At 34.9% G+C, this 19,231-nt stretch carries 18 protein-coding genes, 1 tRNA gene and 1 pseudogene; 13 read left to right on the top strand and 7 right to left on the bottom strand.

The window, feature by feature from the left end:
• From Q0L68_RS06135 to ppk1, 4 genes and pseudogenes are all read left to right on the top strand, one after another.
• Positions 1–256: pseudogene (locus Q0L68_RS06135) on the top strand (hemolysin); the annotation flags it as partial.
• Positions 249–620: a CoA-binding protein gene (locus Q0L68_RS06140; RefSeq protein ID WP_296700819.1), complete on the top strand. Its 372-nt coding sequence runs from the start codon at positions 249–251 to the stop codon at positions 618–620. The pseudogene Q0L68_RS06135 and the gene Q0L68_RS06140, both read left to right, overlap by 8 nt.
• A 303-nt stretch (positions 621–923) precedes the next feature.
• Positions 924–2,882 (top strand): DNA topoisomerase (ATP-hydrolyzing) subunit B, encoded by a 1,959-nt coding sequence (gene gyrB / locus Q0L68_RS06145; protein ID WP_296700820.1) that lies wholly within the window; start codon positions 924–926, stop codon positions 2,880–2,882.
• A 115-nt stretch (positions 2,883–2,997) separates the two neighbouring features.
• On the top strand, positions 2,998–5,124 hold the full coding sequence (gene ppk1 / locus Q0L68_RS06150) for a polyphosphate kinase 1 (protein WP_296700822.1): 2,127 nt from the start codon (positions 2,998–3,000) through the stop codon (positions 5,122–5,124).
• Between the two features lie 9 nt (positions 5,125–5,133).
• Here ppk1 and Q0L68_RS06155 read toward each other — a convergent pair whose 3' ends face one another.
• From Q0L68_RS06155 to Q0L68_RS06165, 3 genes are all read right to left on the bottom strand, one after another.
• Positions 5,134–6,018 carry a phosphatase gene (locus Q0L68_RS06155; RefSeq protein WP_296700824.1) on the bottom strand — a complete coding sequence of 295 codons (885 nt, stop codon included), beginning with the start codon at positions 6,016–6,018 and terminating at the stop codon, positions 5,134–5,136.
• 14 nt (positions 6,019–6,032) lie between these two features.
• Positions 6,033–6,242: a hypothetical protein gene (locus Q0L68_RS06160; protein ID WP_296700826.1), complete on the bottom strand. Its 210-nt coding sequence runs from the start codon at positions 6,240–6,242 to the stop codon at positions 6,033–6,035.
• A 140-nt stretch (positions 6,243–6,382) separates the two neighbouring features.
• Complete coding sequence (locus Q0L68_RS06165; RefSeq protein ID WP_296700828.1) at positions 6,383–6,658, bottom strand: DUF202 domain-containing protein; 276 nt, start codon at positions 6,656–6,658, stop codon at positions 6,383–6,385.
• Between the two features lie 48 nt (positions 6,659–6,706).
• Between Q0L68_RS06165 and Q0L68_RS06170 the strand changes: the two genes are divergently transcribed.
• Positions 6,707–7,603, top strand: coding sequence for a DUF3078 domain-containing protein (locus Q0L68_RS06170; protein ID WP_296700830.1), 897 nt, complete (start codon positions 6,707–6,709; stop codon positions 7,601–7,603).
• 326 nt (positions 7,604–7,929) lie between these two features.
• Here Q0L68_RS06170 and Q0L68_RS06175 read toward each other — a convergent pair.
• Positions 7,930–8,003, bottom strand: a tRNA-Arg gene (locus tag Q0L68_RS06175).
• A gap of 18 nt (positions 8,004–8,021) precedes the next feature.
• Positions 8,022–9,236, bottom strand: coding sequence for an ADP-forming succinate--CoA ligase subunit beta (sucC, locus tag Q0L68_RS06180; protein ID WP_296700832.1), 1,215 nt, complete (start codon positions 9,234–9,236; stop codon positions 8,022–8,024).
• Positions 9,237–9,387: 151 nt separating this feature from the next.
• Between sucC and Q0L68_RS06185 the strand changes: the two genes are divergently transcribed.
• Positions 9,388–10,038 carry an ABC transporter ATP-binding protein gene (locus Q0L68_RS06185; protein ID WP_296700833.1) on the top strand — a complete coding sequence of 217 codons (651 nt, stop codon included), beginning with the start codon at positions 9,388–9,390 and terminating at the stop codon, positions 10,036–10,038.
• Positions 10,039–10,040: 2 nt separating this feature from the next.
• Here Q0L68_RS06185 and Q0L68_RS06190 read toward each other — a convergent pair whose 3' ends face one another.
• Positions 10,041–10,490 carry a peroxiredoxin gene (locus tag Q0L68_RS06190; RefSeq protein WP_296700835.1) on the bottom strand — a complete coding sequence of 150 codons (450 nt, stop codon included), beginning with the start codon at positions 10,488–10,490 and terminating at the stop codon, positions 10,041–10,043.
• 149 nt (positions 10,491–10,639) lie between these two features.
• Here Q0L68_RS06190 and Q0L68_RS06195 point away from each other — a divergent pair, with 149 nt between their 5' ends.
• The 7 genes from Q0L68_RS06195 to Q0L68_RS06225 all read left to right on the top strand — a co-directional run bounded on the left by Q0L68_RS06195 (position 10,640) and on the right by Q0L68_RS06225 (position 17,844).
• The gene (locus Q0L68_RS06195) at positions 10,640–11,452 is read left to right on the top strand and encodes a DMT family transporter (protein ID WP_296700849.1); all 813 of its coding nucleotides are present in this window, start codon (positions 10,640–10,642) and stop codon (positions 11,450–11,452) included.
• 55 nt (positions 11,453–11,507) lie between these two features.
• Positions 11,508–12,998: a nicotinate phosphoribosyltransferase gene (locus Q0L68_RS06200; protein WP_296700837.1), complete on the top strand. Its 1,491-nt coding sequence runs from the start codon at positions 11,508–11,510 to the stop codon at positions 12,996–12,998.
• On the top strand, positions 12,988–13,614 hold the full coding sequence (gene pncA, locus Q0L68_RS06205) for a bifunctional nicotinamidase/pyrazinamidase (protein ID WP_296700851.1): 627 nt from the start codon (positions 12,988–12,990) through the stop codon (positions 13,612–13,614). Before Q0L68_RS06200 ends, pncA begins: the two co-directional genes overlap by 11 nt.
• 3 nt (positions 13,615–13,617) lie before the next feature.
• Positions 13,618–14,133 (top strand): thioesterase family protein, encoded by a 516-nt coding sequence (locus Q0L68_RS06210; protein ID WP_296700839.1) that lies wholly within the window; start codon positions 13,618–13,620, stop codon positions 14,131–14,133.
• Between the two features lie 372 nt (positions 14,134–14,505).
• On the top strand, positions 14,506–15,090 hold the full coding sequence (locus Q0L68_RS06215) for a hypothetical protein (RefSeq protein ID WP_296700841.1): 585 nt from the start codon (positions 14,506–14,508) through the stop codon (positions 15,088–15,090).
• A gap of 923 nt (positions 15,091–16,013) precedes the next feature.
• Positions 16,014–16,601 carry a DUF3244 domain-containing protein gene (locus Q0L68_RS06220; protein WP_296700843.1) on the top strand — a complete coding sequence of 196 codons (588 nt, stop codon included), beginning with the start codon at positions 16,014–16,016 and terminating at the stop codon, positions 16,599–16,601.
• 661 nt (positions 16,602–17,262) lie between these two features.
• Positions 17,263–17,844, top strand: a complete 582-nt coding sequence (locus tag Q0L68_RS06225) for a T9SS type A sorting domain-containing protein (RefSeq protein ID WP_296700844.1) — start codon at positions 17,263–17,265, stop codon at positions 17,842–17,844.
• A 36-nt stretch (positions 17,845–17,880) separates the two neighbouring features.
• Here the strand turns inward: Q0L68_RS06225 and Q0L68_RS06230 are convergent, their stop codons facing one another.
• Positions 17,881–19,134, bottom strand: coding sequence for an ADP-ribosylglycohydrolase family protein (locus Q0L68_RS06230; protein ID WP_296700846.1), 1,254 nt, complete (start codon positions 19,132–19,134; stop codon positions 17,881–17,883).
• Positions 19,135–19,231: the final 97 nt, after the last annotated feature.

A 19,231-nucleotide genomic window follows, 5' to 3' on the forward strand; every position in this document is an offset into this window, starting at 1 on the left:
ATTGGAATATAAAGAAGGGTATAAAGTTTTAAATGCAAAAATCAGATCTTATGGGGAAAATATTCCGCCATTGATTAACACTTACATGAACCTTTCTCCAACGATGATGACTTTTGGAACGGCACTAAATGATGAATTTGGAGAAGTTGAAGAGACTGGTATTTTAATTACTCTGGCTGATATTTACGAAACCAAAAAACACCGTCACATGGATACTTTTGAGCGGGATCGAATATTTGGAAGTAGAGATGTCTAAGAAACTTACCTTATTACTAGGAGCAACGGACAATAGATCTAAGTATTCATTTGTTGCAGCTGATTTTTTAACAAAAGCTCAAATACCGTTTATTCCCATTTCCATCCATAAAGGTGAAGTATTGGGCAATAAGATTCTTGATTTGCAAGAAAAACCGCTCTTGGAAGGCGTTCATACGATTACGGTTTACTTAAATAAGTACCATCAAAAGGAATGGGAAGAATACCTGCTTTCTCTTAACCCAAAAAGAATCATTTTTAACCCTGGTGCAGAAAATAATTCTTTTGCAATGAAAGCCAATCAAATGGGAATTGAGGTGTTAAATGACTGTACCCTAGTGATGATTAAGACCGGTCAGTATTAGATTGTTTATTCCAAAATAGATCATAAAATTTATCATTAAAGAGCTTAAGCATAAATATTGTCATAGTATTTCATTAGATTTTGTAAGGATTTCTTTGATTTATGGCTTTATTTAAAAATATAGATGGGAGAGAAAATCATATTTTAATCAGAGATTATAATTTTGAGTTTTACTTCAAAGATTACTCGTAAAAGGCTTCAATTTTTATCGTTTCAATGACTTTTTTTGACTATCTTGCATCTCGAAAAAATGAACACAAAATCACCTTTCTATAGCCCTTTTTGAGGGTTTTTTCCAGAAAATATGAGTGAAGAAAAAGCTAAAAAACCCGCCAATTACGGAGCCGGGAACATCCAAGTATTAGAAGGTTTGGAAGCAGTCCGTAAAAGGCCTGCCATGTATATTGGTGATATTGGAGTTAAAGGACTCCATCACTTGATTTGGGAAGTTGTCGATAACTCTATAGATGAAGCATTAGCAGGACATTGCGATGTGATCCACGTGGTTGTCAATGAAGATAATTCTATTACAGTTGAAGATAATGGACGAGGTATTCCAACTGATTGGCATGAAAAAGAACAAAAATCCGCTTTAGAAGTAGTTTTAACGGTTTTACATGCTGGAGGTAAATTTGATAAGGATACCTATAAAGTCTCAGGTGGACTACATGGTGTTGGCGTATCTTGCGTAAATGCCCTATCCCAGGATTTAAAAGCCACAGTTTTTAGAGATGGAGTAATTACAGAACAGGAATTTAAGATCGGTGTCCCTCAATATCCAGCAAAGGAAGTTGGAAAGACAGATAAAAGGGGTACAATGATCCATTTTAAACCAGATTCGTCGATTTTTACTCATACTGAATTTAAGTATGAAACAATTGCTAATCGTCTAAGAGAAATGTCTTTCCTTAATGCTGGGATAAGAATTTTCTTAAAAGATTTAAGAGAAATTGAAGACGATGGAAGTCCAAGATCAGATGAATTTTTCTCTGAAGGTGGTTTGGTTGAATTCGTTCAGTATCTAGACAACACGAGAGAAAAAATTATTGAAGAACCAATTTATATTGAAGGGGAGATCAATTCAGTGCCTGTTCAGGTGGCAATGAATTACAATAAATCTTACACTGAAAATGTGGTTTCATATGTGAATACAATCAATACCTATGAAGGAGGAACGCATGTAACTGGATTTAGAAGAGCTTTGACAAGAACGCTGAAATCCTATGCAGACAAATCCGGAATGCTTGATAAATTGAAATTAGAAGTATCCGGAGATGATTTTCGTGAAGGGCTTACTGCTGTTATCTCGGTTAAGGTTGCAGAACCTCAATTTGAGGGACAGACCAAAACGAAATTAGGTAATTCTGACGTTGTTGGAGCTGTGGATTCAACTGTTTCTGAAACACTTCAGTCTTGGTTGGAAGAGCATCCGAGAGAAGCAAAAATTATTGTTGGTAAAGTTATCCTTGCTGCCCAGGCGAGACATGCCGCTAAGAAAGCCAGAGAAATGGTTCAGCGAAAGAATGTTTTGGGTGGGGGAGGTCTTCCAGGGAAATTGGCGGATTGTGCAAACTCAGATCCAACAGTATGTGAGTTATACCTTGTCGAAGGTGACTCAGCTGGAGGTTCAGCTAAACAAGGACGTGATCGTGATTTTCAGGCAATATTACCACTAAAGGGTAAAATTTTGAATGTAGAAAAGGCACATGAGCACAAGATTTATGATAACGATGAAATCAAAAATATTCTGACTGCCTTAGGAGTTAAATTTGGGACAGTAAATGATGATAAGGAACTTGATCTATCTCATTTAAGATATCATAAAATCATTATCATGACTGATGCCGATATCGACGGATCTCACATTAGAACTTTGATATTGACTCTTTTCTTTAGGTACATGAGAGCCTTGATCGAGAATGGATATGTCTACATTGCTTTGCCGCCCTTGTATTTATTAAAGCGTGGTAAAGACGAGAGATATTGCTGGACGGAAGAGGAAAGAAAAGTTTTGACAAAGGAAATGGCTAAGGATGGTAAAGAAGATAGCGTCGGTATTCAACGATACAAGGGGTTGGGAGAAATGAACCCTGAGCAACTTTGGACTACTACCATGGATCCTTCTGTAAGAACTATCAAACAAGTGACCATAGACTCCGCTGCGGAAGCTGATCATTTGTTCAGTATGCTAATGGGAGATGAGGTTGCTCCAAGAAGAGAGTTTATTGAGAAAAATGCGAAATACGCAAAAATTGATACTTAAGACTGTGATTTAATTTTAAAAGGGGCCTTTGTGCCCCTTTTTCATTCTTTAACAAATTTATGAGGTTGGGATTGACAAAGGAATTTTAAATTGCCACTCCAAATTTTGAGCTTTTATGAAACTGGCATTGAAAGATAAATACGATTCTATTATCCAAAAAAGTGATCTTGTAAGTAGGGATTTAAGCTGGCTAAAGTTTAATGATCGAGTGTTGGATCAGTCCAAAAAAGAGCATAGATCAATTTTCGAAAAATTGAAATTTTTGGCAATTACAGCCTCTAATCTCGATGAGTTCTTTATGATCCGGGTTGGTTCACTTTATAACTACTTGGATTATGATAAAGAAAGAGTTGATTATTCTGGCCTTCGTGAGGAGCCTTTTAAAAATAAACTGATGAGTGATTGTCAGACTTTTCATAAGGAACAACATGATCATTTTACCGATGTAATTTTGCCTGGTTTAGATAAAGAAGGCGTTTCACTTTTTAATATTTCGAGGTTAACAGACACAGAAAAACAAACAGTTAAAGACTACTTTAAGAAAGCTATTTACCCTATGCTTACACCGATGGTTTATGATGGGTATAGGACTTTTCCTATTCTTATGAATAGACTTTTGGTTTTTGGTGTTGTGACCACTAGTCCTGGAGAAAGAAAGGATATGAAAAAGTTGAGCTTTGTCCAGATTCCTTCCAATATTCCAAGATTTTTTGAAATAGAAAGAGATAACTCTCTTTTGCTAATTCCCATTGAGGAAGTAATTCGTGAGCATATTATTTCACTTTTTAGAAATGTTGAAATAGAAGGGATCAGCTTGTTTAGAATCACAAGAAATGGTGATTTTACTTTGGAAGAGTCCGAAGATATGGATGCGAATTTCCTCGAAGAGGTGAAGCGTAAATTGATGGAGCGTAAGACGGGAAGGGTTGTCAGAATTGAGATAGAGGAAGGCTACAGCAAATGGATGCTCAATTCACTTTTAGAAAGATGGAATTTGAAAATGGATTCTGTTTTTTTAATAAAAAGAGCCAGTATGATTGATTTTACGGGGATGTGGCAAATTGTAGGTAATAAGAGATTCAAAGAGAGGCTTCCGCAAGTTCACCCTCCTGTAAATCCACTTTCCTATCCAGAGGAAGGTAGAGCAGATATTTTTGAGACACTGAAAGAAAAGGATATTCTTCTTCACCATCCCTATAATAATATTGATTCGATTCTAGATTTGATCAATAAGGCGGCTGAAGATCCAGACGTGATGGCTATTAAAATGACCATCTATCGATTGGCTAAAGACAGTCAAATTACAAAAGCCTTACTTAAAGCGGCGGAAAATGGAAAGCATGTTTCTGTACTCTTTGAAGTGAAAGCTAGATTTGATGAAGAAAATAACATCAGGGAAGCTAAAAGACTTCAAAAAGCAGGTTGTTTTGTTATATATGGAATAACTCATTTAAAAACCCACACCAAGCTTCTCCTAATTGTAAAAAAAGACGCCAGTGAAATCACTCGATTTGTACATCTAGGGTCTGGAAACTATAATGAAGATACAGCGAGACTTTATACGGACATTGGTTTATTGACTACAAATGAGACTTTGGCAAATGATGTTTCGGAATTTTTCAATGTTATTACTGGGCACTCTATGCCAAATCAGTATACAAATTTGATAACTGCTCCTAGAGATATGAGGAATCAGTTAATTGAATTTATTGAACAGGAGGCAGAAAATGCAAGAAATGGTCTGCCAAGTGGGATATTTATAAAAGTAAACTCGCTGGAAGATTCAGAAATAATTTATGCACTTTATAGGGCTTCTCAATCAGGTGTAACGGTTAAATTGATTGTTCGAGGGATTTGCTGTCTTCGGCCACAGCGTGATGGTTTAAGTGACAAAATCGAGGTTTTATCTTTAGTCGGTGATTTTCTTGAGCATTCTAGAATATATCATTTCCATAATAATGGAAATACCAGAACTTATGCAGGTAGTGCGGATATGATGGTCCGAAGTTTTGACAAAAGATTGGAGTCCTTATTTAAAATTGAGTCTCCATTATTGGAAAAGCAGTTGATGAATATCCTTGCCTACAACTTGAAGGATAATGTTAATTCTTATGTGATGCAAGAGGATGGTTCATACATAGCAAAAAGTAATGAGGGAGACGAAGAAGAATTTAACGTTCATAAGGAGTTTTTCCGATTAGACCCCGAAAAAGTTAATCAAGTCCAACTTGTAAAACCTTAGCAAAAAGCCTCAATTATGAGGCTTTTTGTTTCTTAGAAATAGTAGTTGAATAATTCCATCTTTTAGGCCTAATTCTGGAACAAGAATTTTTTTTGAATTTGCAGAATTCATAACTCTTTGATAGATTTTTCCAGCAGGTATAATCACATCAGCTCGGTCTTCATTCAAATTCAACTTATTTACCCGCTCTTCAAAAGTAAATGATTCCAAGAAATTGATGGTTTCTGTAATTTTTGAGATTTCCAGAAACTTCCTGTTTTTCCTGGGATTTGTCAATTCAAAAATTTTGTTGATGTTTCCACCCGTGCCTATAGAAATTATCTGAGATTTTTTATCGATGAATCTAGTTATGAATTTCTCGAGTGAAATCCATACTGGCTCGAGAACCTTATCCTCCAAAGCTCTTACAGAACCAATTTGAAAAGATTTTGAAGCGATCTTTATTTTTTTGCTATATACATTCAGCTCGGTACTTCCACCTCCTACATCAATATGTAAATAGGTTTTATCGTCTATATACCTATCAAGAGATTTGTTGATCAGCTCAGCCTCTCTATTGCCATCAATAATATTGATTTTCAGACCAATTTCTTCTTTTACTTCTTTGATGATATCTTCTCCATTGACACTTTCTCTCATTGCTGAAGTAGCACACGCCATATAATCTTCAACTTCATAAAGATCAATGAGTATCTTAAATGCCTTCATCAGTTTAAGAAATTTCTTTCTGTTTATTTCACTGATTTTTTGAGAATGAAACACATCCAAACCCAATCTTAATGGAAATCTTAAATATTCAACTTTTTTGAAATTATAAACTCCCTCATAGCACGTTACGTTGGTTATCTGCAAACGAATTGCATTCGATCCTATATCTACAGCGGCTAATTTCAATTATCAAAAAGGGATTATTTTTTCTTAGAAATGGCTACTAAAACTACTCCTGCTGCAATTACTACACCGCCAGCATAGGAAGGCCATGTTATTTCTCTTTTCTTGTTTGCGCTAATTTGAATGGGGCCTGCATCGACCACATTCTCTTTTGTAGTAAAGCTGAAGTTGTTACTGAAAAGCATAAAAATGCCAGCAATTATAAGTACAAAGCCAAAGATTTTCATAATCAAATTTTAATAAAAGTTGTTACAACTACTTTGCCATAAACCTAATTGTAACTTACCTGAATAATGAAATTCTAAATTTTTATAGCCTTTTTGTCAAGGCTTTTATCGATGTATTTTAATTTCTAGGGAAGTTTGGATTACATTTTAGAATAATTTCCTTTTTTCAACCGTGCTTTGATCCTGAAAAAACTAATAACTCCAACAAATAGAAATACCAAACTTAAAACCATCGAGAGGTATCCAAGTTGTCTTATATGATTTAATTTCTCAACCTCAAATAAGGCTATCCCACTGACAAGGAAATATAATGATGTTCTTATAAAAGATAGTAAAGTGCGTTCATTTGCTAACGTTGTTCGTTGACGAGCTAAATAATCTCGAATTATAAGTTCATTTTGAATGTCATTCTTCATATTTGTAAAATCTTAATTAAAATCAATTTGTTTCTAATGTTTTAAGTTATGAAAAGAATTTCTACACTTTTCCTCTTCCTACTTCTAAGCGGTAAAATATTTGCTCAAGCAGATGCTGCATTAACTCCTGCAGACACAAGCTACTGGCTAAAAGAAATTGGTGGTGGTTTAAATTTAAATCAAGCTTCTTTTAGTGGTAATTGGCAAGGAGGAGGCGTTAATTCTATTGCTGTTGGCACCTATCTTATTGCGAGAGCTAATTATGCAAAGGAAAAATGGACATGGGATAATACGCTGGATTTTACTTATGGTATTGTTAAAAATAAGGATGAAGATGGAAGGAAATCAAATGATAGAATTTATTTGGATTCAAAAATCGGATACAAAATTAATGACAAGTGGAATTACTTTTTTGCTTTAAACTTTCTTTCTCAGTTTGCGCCTGGATATGAATTTTCAGAAACTGATAAAACGCTTATTTCAAAATTCTTAAATCCCGGTTATTTGACTAGCTCACTAGGAATTGAATATAAGCCTAATGATGAATTTAGTTTGAGGATGTCGCCTTTATCTCCCAGATGGACATTTGTTACTGATACGGAACTTTATTTGAATGTGCCAGATAATTATGGAGTCGAGATAGGTAAAACAGTAAGGTCTGAATGGTTTGCTTTTAACCTATTAGCAGATTGGAATAAAAAACTTTCCGAAAATCTAGAGCTAAAAATGAGATACCAGATGTATGCTAATTATGAAACTCTAGCATTTAAGACGATTGATCATCGTTTGGATTTCGGTCTTACGGCAAAAGTTTCCAACTTAATAAATGTGAGTTTAACGAGTTTAAGCATTTATGATTTCGATCAGGACGATAAAATCCAATTTAGCCAAGGTTTGGCCTTAGGTATTGCATTTAAAGTAGGAAATTTCCCGGAGAAGGAATAATTGTCCGCAAATTTTTATTTGGTGTTTTGATTTAATCATAATTGTATTATTTTTGAATTCATTGTGGTAGTTAAATAATAGTTGGTTTAGTTTTCAAATAAAGGGCAGGAGATCTTCTCCTGCTTTTTTATTGTCCTAGAGGCAGTTTTTCTGATTTTTTCTATCCCTCCATTATCTTCTTTGAATAATGCAATTTTTTAAAATCCTTCCTCAAGGATCACTAATTGTTAAAGCGAGAAGTACATAGATTAATTATATTTTTTTGAAAAACATAGACTGGCTAAACTCTTAAACGAAAAAAGCCCAGACTTTCGCCTGAGCTTTTGTGCACTCGGAAGGATTCGAACCCTCAACCCTCGGAGCCGAAATCCGATATTCTATCCAGTTGAACTACGAGTGCTAAAAATTTTTAAAATTCTTATCCTTTCAAAACAGCTTGAACTCTATCAGCTGCTTCTTTTAAAGTAATTGCAGAAGCTACTTTTAATCCTGACTCATCAATGATTTTAGCGCCTTCTATTGCATTGGTTCCTTGAAGTCTAACAATGATCGGAACTTTAATATCACCGATTGATTTATACGCCTCAACAACACCATTTGCGATTCTATCACATCTTACGATACCACCAAATACATTGATCAGAATTGCTTTTACATTAGGATCCTGAAGAATGATTCTAAAACCAGCTTCAACTGTAGTCGCATTTGCTCCGCCTCCTACATCAAGGAAATTTGCAGGCTCACCACCTGAAAGCTTAATCATATCCATTGTTGCCATTGCTAGACCGGCGCCATTTACCATACAACCTACGTTTCCGTCTAGTTTTACGTAATTCAGTCCAGATTTCCCAGCTTCAACTTCTAATGGATCTTCTTCAGCCAAATCTCTTAGGTCAGCAAGATTCTTATGTCTATAAAGTGCATTGTCATCCAAGTTTACCTTGGCATCGACAGCAAGAATTTTATCGTCAGATGTCTTTAAAACAGGGTTGATTTCAAACTGTGAAGAATCAGTACCTTCATAAGCATTATAAAGGGCCGTAATAAATTTCACCATTTCCTTGAATGCAGTTCCTGAAAGTCCAAGTCCAAAAGCAACTTTTCTCGCTTGGAATGGCTGAAGACCAACTTTAGGATCGATCCACTCTTTCATGATTTTTTCAGGTGAATTTTCAGCAACTTCCTCTATGTCCATTCCGCCTTCAGTGGAAGCCATGATAACATTGCTACCTGTCGCTCTATCCAGTAATATAGATAGATAATATTCTTTTGGCTCAGATGCACCTGGATAATAAACATCCTCTGCAATCAAAACCTTATTTACTACTTTTCCTTCTGGACCTGTCTGGTGAGTAACCAAAGTTCCACCCAAGATATTTTTAGCTTTCTCAGAAACCTCTTCTAATTTCTTGGCAAGTACTACTCCGTTAGAGCCAGTTTCATTGACTTTTCCTTTTCCACGACCGCCAGCGTGAATCTGAGCTTTGATCACATACCAGCTAGTACCGGTTTGCTCGTTCAACTTAACGGCTGCTTCATGAGCTGCTTCTGGACTGTCGGCTACAATACCTTCCTGAATGCGAACTCCATAACCTTTTAATACTTCTTTAGCCTGATATTCGTGAATATTCATCCTATGAAAATTTTTGCCCGAAGTTAAGCCCTATGACCCGATAAATCAAACCTAGAATTAGCCTTTCTTTTTAAAAAATGAGGTTTATTGTCAATTTATTGGGTATCTGGAAAAGATTTATTCTAATTTTAAAACTGAAAAAATCTTTACTATGCTGAAAGCCAGTGGAATCCATAAGCACTATGGAAATCTTCATGTTTTAAAAGGAGTAGATCTTGAAATTTCAAGCTCTGAAATAGTTTCTATTGTAGGTTCTTCAGGAGCTGGGAAAAGTACACTTTTGCATATTCTTGGAACTTTAGATAAGCCTGAATCTGGCGAATTGTCCATGAATGGGAAAAATCTTTTGAATCTCGATGGTGAAAAACTCGCAAAATTCAGAAATGAGGAAATAGGATTCATTTTTCAATTTCATAACCTTTTGCCCGAATTCACGGCTTCAGAAAATATTCAGATTCCCGGATTGATCAAAGGAACAGATCCTAAAAAATTGGAGAAAAGAGCTGGAGAACTTGCGGAGATCTTAGGAATCAGTGAGCGTTTGGATCATAAGCCATCCACACTATCTGGAGGAGAACAGCAAAGGATCGCTGTTGCAAGAGCCCTAATAAATAATCCAGAAGTAATTTTTGCAGATGAACCTAGCGGCAATTTAGATACTGAAAATGCACGAGCTTTACATTCTTTGTTTTTTACTTTGAGGAAAGAGCTAGGTCAAGCATTTGTCATCGTTACTCATAATGAGGAACTTGCAAGTATGGCGGATCGACAAGTAACAATGAAAGATGGGTTGATTTTATGAGGCTAGCCTTTTATGCTTTTTAGCATTTTCTCAATATGTTTTTTAGCCTCAAACATTTCAGAAAATGTGGCAACTATCTCATGATCTCCATTTAATAAATAGGTAATTCTTTTTGGCATTTTGATCAGAGGAATCAAGGCATCATAGGCTTTACAAACTTTACCTGAACTATCTGAAAGAAGATCGAAAGGAAGTTTATAAGTTTTTTTGAACTTTTCATGTGATTCAATATCATCCTTACTAACTCCTAAAACTGGTATGGAAAGATCTCTAAAATCTTCGAATTTATCCCTGAATTCACAAGCTTCTGCTGTACATCCTGGAGTGAAATCTTTGGGATAGAAATATATAATAAGCGCTTTATTCTTAAAGTCTTTAGAGAGGGAAATTTTCTTACCTCCAGTAGAAGGAAGTGTAAAATCCGGTGCTTTTGTTCCAATTTTTAGTGCCATAATTAGGCTTCTAACTAATTGATAAAGCCAATAGTTTCAGGATTTCCATAAAACTCTTTATTATGCCTGAACTATCTATCAGTTTATTACATTTAGTTTGCATTATCCATCTAATTACCTAGCCTGTGAAGATTAGTAGTGTCCAGTCCATGCTTCTGGCTGGAGTTTTTTTTGCATTAATGAATGTTTCTGTAAAGTACATTCCACATATTCCTGCTATAGAAATTATTCTTTTCCGATCGGTTTTTAGTTTGATCTTCAGTTATACTTTGCTAAGAAGGCAAAAAGTGAATGTCTTTGGAAATAATAAAAAGTTACTTGTCTTAAGAGGTGTTGTTGGTTCGGTTGGTTTGATTTCTTTTTTCTATACCCTACAGAAAATCCCTTTAGCAAGTGCAGTTACCTTACAATACTTATCTCCAATTTTGACAACTATCTTAGGGATCTACCTTGTCAGAGAAAAAGTAAAGCCTATTCAATTTTTGTTTTTTGGAATTTCTTTTCTAGGTGTTGTTTTAGTTCAAGGGTTTGATGCTCGTGTCAATTTTCTTTATGCTGGAATTGGATTTATTTCTGCTTTATTTTCAGGTCTTGCATATAATGTGATTAGAAAACTAAAAAATACAGAACATCCTTTAGTGATTATTTTTTATTTTCCTTTAGTCACAATTCCTATTGCTATTACCATCAGTTTTTTCACCTGGGTTCAACCATTAGGATGGGATTGGGCCATTTTATTATGGATAGGGATTTGCACGCAAACTGCTCAATACTTTATGACAGTTGCTTATCAAAATGCTAATGTTTCTAAAATTTCGAGCCTCAGTTATTTAGGAGTATTCTATGCCTTGATTTTTGGATTTTTCTTCTTTGGAGAAGCCTATACTTTTATGGCTTATGTTGGTATGGGTCTTTTACTACTAGGAGTGTTTTTAAATTATAGGGTTAAAAATCCAGTCTAAAATAGGTTTGTTAAGGTAAAGGCAATATTTACCTTTATAAAATAGCTACGCATCCATGAAAATCACAAAAGATTTATACCAAGGTTCACTTGCTTTGTTAACAGATTTCTACCAATTGACTATGGCTTATGCCTACTGGAAGTCTGGTAAAGCTGAACAAGAAGCGGTATTTAATTTATTTTTCAGAAAGCATCCTTTTCAAGGTGGGTTTACTGTTGCTGCTGGGCTAGATTATGCAATTGATTATTGTAAAAATTTCAAATTTGAAAAAGAAGATATTCAATACCTAGCTGGAATGAAGGCTAAAGATGGAAAAGTCTTATTTGATGCGGCTTTTCTTGATTATTTAGAGAAAATGAAATTCAGCTGTACCATCGATGCAGTTGAAGAAGGAACGGTAGTTTTTCCAAATTCACCCATGATTCGGGTGAAGGGGCCATTGATTCAATGTCAATTATTGGAAACTCCCTTATTGAATATCTTTAATTTTCAGACTTTGATTGCTACTAAAGCTGCAAGAATAAATTTAGCAGCTAAGGGTGAGCCTGTTTTGGAGTTTGGATTAAGGCGAGCACAAGGGATTGACGGTGCTTTGGCTGCCTCCCGAGCCTCTTATATTGGTGGCTGTAGTTCTACAAGTAATGTAATGGCAGGAAAATTATTTGGGATACCTGTTTCAGGAACCCATGCACATAGTTGGATTATGTCTTTTGAGAGTGAGTTAGATGCATTCGAAGCCTACGCAGATGCTTTTCCTGATCAATGTATTTTTTTGGTTGATACGTATGACACACTTAATGGAGTGAAAAATGCAATCAAAGTTGGAAAGGCCCTTAGAGCTAAAGGGAAAGAAATGATGGGTATCCGTATAGATTCGGGAGATTTAGCCTATTTCAGTAATAAAGCAAGGGAAATGTTGGATGAATCAGGTTTTCCTGATACAAAGATCGTTGGATCAAATGATTTAGACGAACATATTATCACTTCCTTAAAAGGCCAAGAAGCTTCCATAAATGTTTGGGGAGTTGGGACAAAATTGGTGACTGCTTTTGACCAACCTGCTTTGGGCGCTGTGTACAAATTATCTGCAATCCGCTCGGATGATGGTGAATTTGTTCCTAAAATAAAAATTTCTCAGCAGTCTTTAAAAATTAATGTTCCTGGTATTCACAATGTAAAAAGATATTTTTCCAAAGGGAAAGCAGTAGCAGACATGATTTATTTAGAGGACCAGGAAATCAACCCGAAAGGGATTATCATTATTGATCCCATGGATAATACACGCAGAAAGCGAATTATGCCATATTTTTATCAAGAAGAAATTTTACTTAAACCTATTTTCAATAAGGGTAAACAAGTTTATAAATCACCAAGCTTGGAGAGCATAAGAAAAAGAGCTACAAATCAGTTGGATTCTTTAGATAAGACACATAAAAGAATGGTAAACCCTCATTTATATCCTATAGGATTAGAAGAAAATCTTCACCAATTGAGAACAGAACTTGTTTTAAAAGCCCAACAAATAGAATCAAATGATGCAAAGTAAAGAATCAGCCTTGATTATAGTAGATGTACAAAATGATTTTTTGCCTAATGGTGCTTTGGCTGTCCATGATGGAGATCAGGTGATACCTATCATAAATAAGCTTCAAAAAGAATTTCAATTTATTGTCGCAACTCAAGATTTTCACCCAGCGGACCATGGAAGTTTTGCAGCTAATCATTCGGGAAAAAAAATATCCGAATTTGTTACACTGGGAGGTTTGAACCAAATATTATGGCCCGTGCACTGTGTTCAGGGTACTTTTGGTGCAGAGTTTCATAAAGATTTAAATCAGGATAATTGGAAGGCAGTATTTCAAAAAGGAAAGAATAAAGAAGTAGACTCCTATTCTGGTTTCTTTGATAATGCAAGAAAAGAGTCAACAGGGTTAGCAGACTATTTAATGAAAGAGAGAATTAAGAAAGTATATATAACAGGATTAGCCTTGGATTACTGTGTGAAATTTACCGCATTGGATGCCCATAGCTTAGGATTTGAGACTTACTTGATCGTAGATTCTAGTCGAGCTGTAAATATTGATCCAATGGATGGTGATTTTGCTATTGAGGAAATGGCAAAGCAGGGAATTAAAATTATTAATAGTCAAGAAATACTTTAAATCATGTTTGAATATAATTCTGAAAAACATTACCCTAAAGAAACTGAAAGCAGAGTTCTAATTAGATTTCAGGATTGTGATCCACTTCGTCATTTGAACAATGCTAAATATTTCGATTACTTTTTCAATGCTCGAGAAGATCAAGTACCAAAGCTATATGGAGTAGAGATGATGGATTTCATTAAAAAATATCAAGCAGCTTGGGTAATTTATAACCATAATATTTCCTACGTAAAGCCGGCAATGGTAGGTGAGTGGGTGCGCATAAAGAGCCGAATTATCTGGCATAATCATAATACAGTTATTTTAGAATACTATATGACTGACGATAGCGAAGCACAGTTAAAAACGCTATTGTGGACAACGATGCGATATGTGACTTTGTCAGAAGGTAAATCAACTGACCATATAGGTGCAGTCAATGAATTTCTTACAGCAACTTCCATGAACTTGCAAATCGAAGGTATTCAGATAAAAGATAGAGTGAAATCAATATCACAAGAATTGAAAAAGATTTGATTTATATCAAATTTCTGTATCTCAGCGAACAAAACCTGTACAGGAGCGTACAGGTTTTTCGTTTTTAACTTATTTGATTTCAGTCACTTATATTTTTTTTAAAATTAAATTTTATTAAAAAACACAATAAAGTGTAACATGAAATTTCTCAAAAAGTAGGAATTTCTGTTCACTACTAAGACAATCGGACAAGAATTTTCTCGATTTTGTTCGAAACTGAAAGGTTTAATGTCTATACAACAAAATAATATTTCGTAAATATTAAAATAAATTAATATTCAGGTAGTGCTATAAATATGGGTTTTGGCAGGTTATAAATGGTTTGGTACGGGCTTGGTTGAATAGAAAGCACAACACTAAACCAACACTGTTATGAAAACTTTATTCACTTTAGCTATGGCTAGCGTCCTTTCTTTTAGCGCACTGGCCAACGCAGACGACGATTTAATGGCTTTGTCTGATGTAAATTCAAATTTCAAAAAAATCAATGTATTGCTTAAAGAAGGGGTAGGCAATGCAAAAATTGTTATCCTGGATGAGGATGGCAAAAAGCTCCACCAAAGAAAGGTACATGTTAAGGGAGATGACTTAATGGTTCCTTATAATTTAGACGATTTGCCTTGTGGGGAATATCAGGTGAAAATCTCCACTGAAGACGAGGAAGTTGTTTATACAGTGGAGACGAAAGAAAGACCAATTGCCCCCGCTGATTTACCCTTGATGGCTTATGGTAAACTAATCGATGATAATTCTATAAATCTTACTGTAATCGGATTATTAGAACCAGGTGTGGATGTAAAAGTAAAAACTGAAAAAGGAGGAAGGGTTATCCATGAAGAATTTATTGACCAACCAGAAGGTTTTAAAAAGGATTTCTCTTTCAAAGGAATTAATCCTGAGGAAGTTTACCTTGAATTAACTGATGCCATCGGAAGAACTAGAATCATTCATTTTTAGGCTTTCAAACCTAGTTTAGTTGATGAAAAAGCTCTGCTCCTTAGGGGGTAGGGCTTTTTTTGTGTACAATTTTTATTTAATATAATAACTTGATTATCCGAAATTCTTACAGGAGAAGGACATTTTAGTGTCAATGTAGCGGATAATCGTCTACAAACGACGGTCAACTGTCAACAGCATGTACAAATACTTCAAACCTCATTTTCTCTAGGTACTGGTTGGGAAGCGGAAATACAGATAAAATAGCTAGCTAAGACTCGTTTTCAGTAAGCAAAGATTAAAAGATCAGAATGATTTGTTAAATTCTTCGACTAGGGTTGCTTTGGTCTTCTAGACTATAAAAGAAAGAAGAGTAGGATACTGGCAGGGTTGCGGATAATTATAACAAATAGAATGAGGAATCTTGGTTCAATAAGAAAACCATTTCTAAGAGATTCCATTGACTCTTTAATTAGGTTGATTTAGCAACAGCTGTCCTTATTATATATGGAAAATAGGAATCAAAAACGATGTTTTCAGAAATTACGTGAAGGAGCTAGAAATATACTAGCTAGGTATTCCGATTTTTGGAGCCTTTACGGACGATCTCTGTTCAATACCGTACAGATGTTTTTTTGAAATGAATTAAAATCTGCTCAGGTTACTATTTTTCAAAATTAAATTTCCTTAATAGTTTGTAAAAAGTGTAACCCATAAAAGTTGGTAATGTCATAAAACCTGTCCGTTTCTAAGACATTCGGACAGTAAAGTGAATTAGAAATGAACATGTTTTGTTAATAAATCCTGATTTTTTCGGAATTTAATTTTGATAATGACCTTTTTCAGTTAAAAAATAGAAGAAAAGTAAAATTGATTTATGGCATAGGGAATCAGTTTGGTACGCGCTTAGCATAATGGTAAGCACAACACTAAACCAATATGTTATGAAAACCTTATTCACAATCGCAATGGCAAGCGCCTTATCTTTTAGCGCATTAGCTTCAAACGCAAACGAAGATTTAAAAGACCTTTCAACTGTAAATTCTAACTTTAAAAAAATCAATGTAACTCTTAAAGAGGGAGTTGGTAATGCAAAAATCACTATCATGAATGAAGATGGTAAAAACTTAAACCAGCGTAAAGTTCATGTGAAAGATGAAAGTATTGTTGTCCCTTATGATCTGAATAATTTACCGGTAGGTGAATACCAAGTGAAAATAGTGACGGATGAGGAAGAAGTTATTTACACTGTTAATACTTCCAATAAGCCTATTCCAACTGAAGATCTTCCATTAATGGCTTATGGAAAAGTATTAGATAAAAATACCGTGAAACTATCAGTCATCGGTTTAACAGAACCAGGAGTTGAAGTGAAAATACTTTCTTCTGCCTCAGGCAAAGTAATCTATTCTGAAAATATTGATCAGCCAGAAGGATTTATGAAGGATTATTCTTTCAAAGGCATGAATTCAGAAGATATATACATACAGGTTACTGACAATTTAGGTAGAACAAGAACGATTTTCTTCTAATTCTAAACCAACTATTAGAAGAGAACCCTGACCATTTGGTCAGGGTTTTTTTATGCTCATTTTAAAAAAAATGATGGTTTTAATTTTTGTTTATGATTATTCGTAATGATGCCAGTTACCTTATTTTCTTTACTTCCCACGTAGGATGATCAGTGACGGTCCGATGACTATCTGGAAGACCTAAGTAGCTTCAATGCAAATGTTTACCTAATATTTTTTCTAGGGAAATCACTGATACACTTAATTTGTGTATAATGATTTTCATGTTGTGAAAGAAGAAACTTTTAATTTTTAATGATTTAATAAGTGAATCCAGATGAACGAAAGTGTTCATTTCAGGACAGAGAAATTTTATTACCTCAAGGATCCACAAAAAATGTTGATATTTTTATAATTTATTTTTCCTAAAAAAATCCTGAAGCTGTAACCTTTCAATTTTAAAAAGGGTGTAATTACTGTTCGAATATGTAGCAATCGAACATGGGAATGCCCATTTTTTATACAGATTTTAGACAAAAACCAATCTTGATTCCAAATTATGTTTTGCTAAAACTTTCATATTTATTTTTAAACATTGTTTTTTAAAATGCTGGTTTGGTGTTTTTCAAAATTTGGTACAGGGTTGGCAATTCAAAATGTATAAATCTAAACCAACATTATCATGAAAACTTTATTAGCATTAGCAATTGCAAGTACAATATCTTTTAGCGCATTAGCAGCAGACGAAGATTTGAGAGAATTATCTGGAGTAAGTTCAAGCTTTCAGAAAATCAACGTTACCTTAAAAAGTGAGGTAGGGAATGCGAAAATTTCGATTTTGGATCAAAACGGAAAAAACCTATCCAATAGAAAGGTACATATGAAAAACACTGACGTTGTAGTTCCTTTCAATCTAAGTGGCCTTCCAGAAGGTGAATATTTAGTAAAAATTGCAACGGAAGAAGAAGAGGTTATTTATTCCGTAGAAACAAATGAAAGACCTATTCCGGTGGAGGATCTTCCTCTCATGGCTTATGGAAAAGCTATCGATGAGAATACTGTAAATCTTGCGGTAATTGGATTGACTCAACCAGGAGTAAAAGTGGAGATTCATTCGTCAGAATCTGGCAAGTTAATTTATGAAGAGTATATTGATCAACCTGACGCATTTAAGAAAGATTTTTCTCTGAAGGGAGTCAATTGTGAAGATATCTACATGGAATTGACTGATTCAATCGGAAGGAAAAGAGTCTTATTCTTTTAATAAATTCTCATTTAACTGAAAAAGTCCTGATTTTCATCAGGACTTTTTGTTTTTAAGGACATGACTGGTGAGGTTTTTGGCTAATTCTTTCAAATCAATTCCTAGTTGTTCATTGCTCACTTGGATTACTTTGTTTTTGGAAATTTCAGGTAATTTTTGAAATCCTACATAAGCACCCAATATTCCTCCAGCTACAGCAGCTGTAGTATCATTGTCTCTTCCATAATTCACCAAAAACACCATGGTTCCCTGAAAGTCAAAATCTGCGTACAACATCGCCGTAAGAACTTGTAAATATATTTCTCCTGCATGAAAAGGCATATCTTGTTGCTTCGAGTCAAGTTCCTCAAATGCAAATTGTAATGCCTTACTCTTAGGAGTTAATCGATTGGAACTGCTATCTAATTCCATAGATTTTTTTTGAATCAATAAAGCATCAATTAAAATTTTCTGAGCCGTTCTTCCTACTAATCTACTTTCATAATATCCTCTTGGATCTATTCTAAGAGCTGATAAGATATCATCCGGAGTGGCATCCTTTTTCATTCCCGCAGCTGTCATAGATGCTGCAAGTGATGACAAATCTCTGGCATATCCAATATCGTAGATTGACAATTTATAAGCTTCTGCATAGGCTTTTTCTGGATTAGCTGGATATATTGCGCCAATAGTCGGACTATAAAGAAGACCAGCACAAACCATTTCTCCACCATAAAACCTACTCAATGAATCGGCATAACCATCTAGGTTTCCAGAAATATAGGGTTGGCTTACTTTTGCCCATTCCTGAAGCCAGGTTAATTTAAGAGTGGCTTTTTCTATTGCTGAAGGATCCACCCCTTCCGTGAGTTTTAGTTCATTCACATAAGAAGAATATCGATCAAAAATGAATTGAGCAAAATCCTTCGTTTTTAAAGAGGAGATATCTTGGGAAAGTAAGTAATCTACTGTTAATTCTTTCCATCGGGTATCATCGGTTGTTCCTCCTGCCGGTAAATTGGGAATCCAGATACCTTCAGGTGATGCTTCTCTAACCATTGAATCCAGGGTTTCCACAAATCCATATTGAAGGTCAATATCCGTCCTAGACCACATTTCGGTTGGAGCTCCCATAGCGTCACCGATAGCAGAACCTACTAACATTCCCAAAATCTTATCTTCTAGCTCTTCAGGTGAGAGACCTGAGTCTATCACTGGGAGTTTGTTTTCCTCAGAAACCCTTTCAATTTTATTTCGATTGCATGAAAATGAAAGAATTATGCAACAAGCCAATACATATATTTTTCTCATCTATTCTAAAATCAATTCCACTGCTCGGTTCATTAATTTTTCTTTTTCTTCAAGGGTTAAATTCAAAGGAAGTTGCGCTATGCCAATCAATCTTCGT

It is taken from the genome of Algoriphagus sp. (assembly GCF_024642405.1).
GTDB lineage: Bacteria > Bacteroidota > Bacteroidia > Cytophagales > Cyclobacteriaceae > Algoriphagus.

Bases quoted from the DNA above. Each gene is read 5' to 3' on its own strand.
- sucC (WP_296700832.1), bottom strand. From the start codon at position 9,236: ATGAATATTCACGAATATCAGGCTAAAGAAGTATTAAAAGGTTATGGA.
- pncA (WP_296700851.1), top strand. From the start codon at position 12,988: ATGCAAAGTAAAGAATCAGCCTTGATTATAGTAGATGTACAAAATGAT.
- ppk1 (WP_296700822.1), top strand. From the start codon at position 2,998: ATGAAACTGGCATTGAAAGATAAATACGATTCTATTATCCAAAAAAGT.
- Q0L68_RS06215 (WP_296700841.1), top strand. From the start codon at position 14,506: ATGAAAACTTTATTCACTTTAGCTATGGCTAGCGTCCTTTCTTTTAGC.
- Q0L68_RS06230 (WP_296700846.1), bottom strand. From the start codon at position 19,134: ATGAGAAAAATATATGTATTGGCTTGTTGCATAATTCTTTCATTTTCA.
- Q0L68_RS06160 (WP_296700826.1), bottom strand. From the start codon at position 6,242: ATGAAAATCTTTGGCTTTGTACTTATAATTGCTGGCATTTTTATGCTT.
- Q0L68_RS06220 (WP_296700843.1), top strand. From the start codon at position 16,014: ATGAAAACCTTATTCACAATCGCAATGGCAAGCGCCTTATCTTTTAGC.
- Q0L68_RS06225 (WP_296700844.1), top strand. From the start codon at position 17,263: ATGAAAACTTTATTAGCATTAGCAATTGCAAGTACAATATCTTTTAGC.
- Q0L68_RS06200 (WP_296700837.1), top strand. From the start codon at position 11,508: ATGAAAATCACAAAAGATTTATACCAAGGTTCACTTGCTTTGTTAACA.
- gyrB (WP_296700820.1), top strand. From the start codon at position 924: ATGAGTGAAGAAAAAGCTAAAAAACCCGCCAATTACGGAGCCGGGAAC.
- Q0L68_RS06170 (WP_296700830.1), top strand. From the start codon at position 6,707: ATGAAAAGAATTTCTACACTTTTCCTCTTCCTACTTCTAAGCGGTAAA.
- Q0L68_RS06210 (WP_296700839.1), top strand. From the start codon at position 13,618: ATGTTTGAATATAATTCTGAAAAACATTACCCTAAAGAAACTGAAAGC.
- Q0L68_RS06195 (WP_296700849.1), top strand. From the start codon at position 10,640: ATGCTTCTGGCTGGAGTTTTTTTTGCATTAATGAATGTTTCTGTAAAG.
- Q0L68_RS06165 (WP_296700828.1), bottom strand. From the start codon at position 6,658: ATGAAGAATGACATTCAAAATGAACTTATAATTCGAGATTATTTAGCT.
- Q0L68_RS06185 (WP_296700833.1), top strand. From the start codon at position 9,388: ATGCTGAAAGCCAGTGGAATCCATAAGCACTATGGAAATCTTCATGTT.
- Q0L68_RS06140 (WP_296700819.1), top strand. From the start codon at position 249: ATGTCTAAGAAACTTACCTTATTACTAGGAGCAACGGACAATAGATCT.
- Q0L68_RS06190 (WP_296700835.1), bottom strand. From the start codon at position 10,490: ATGGCACTAAAAATTGGAACAAAAGCACCGGATTTTACACTTCCTTCT.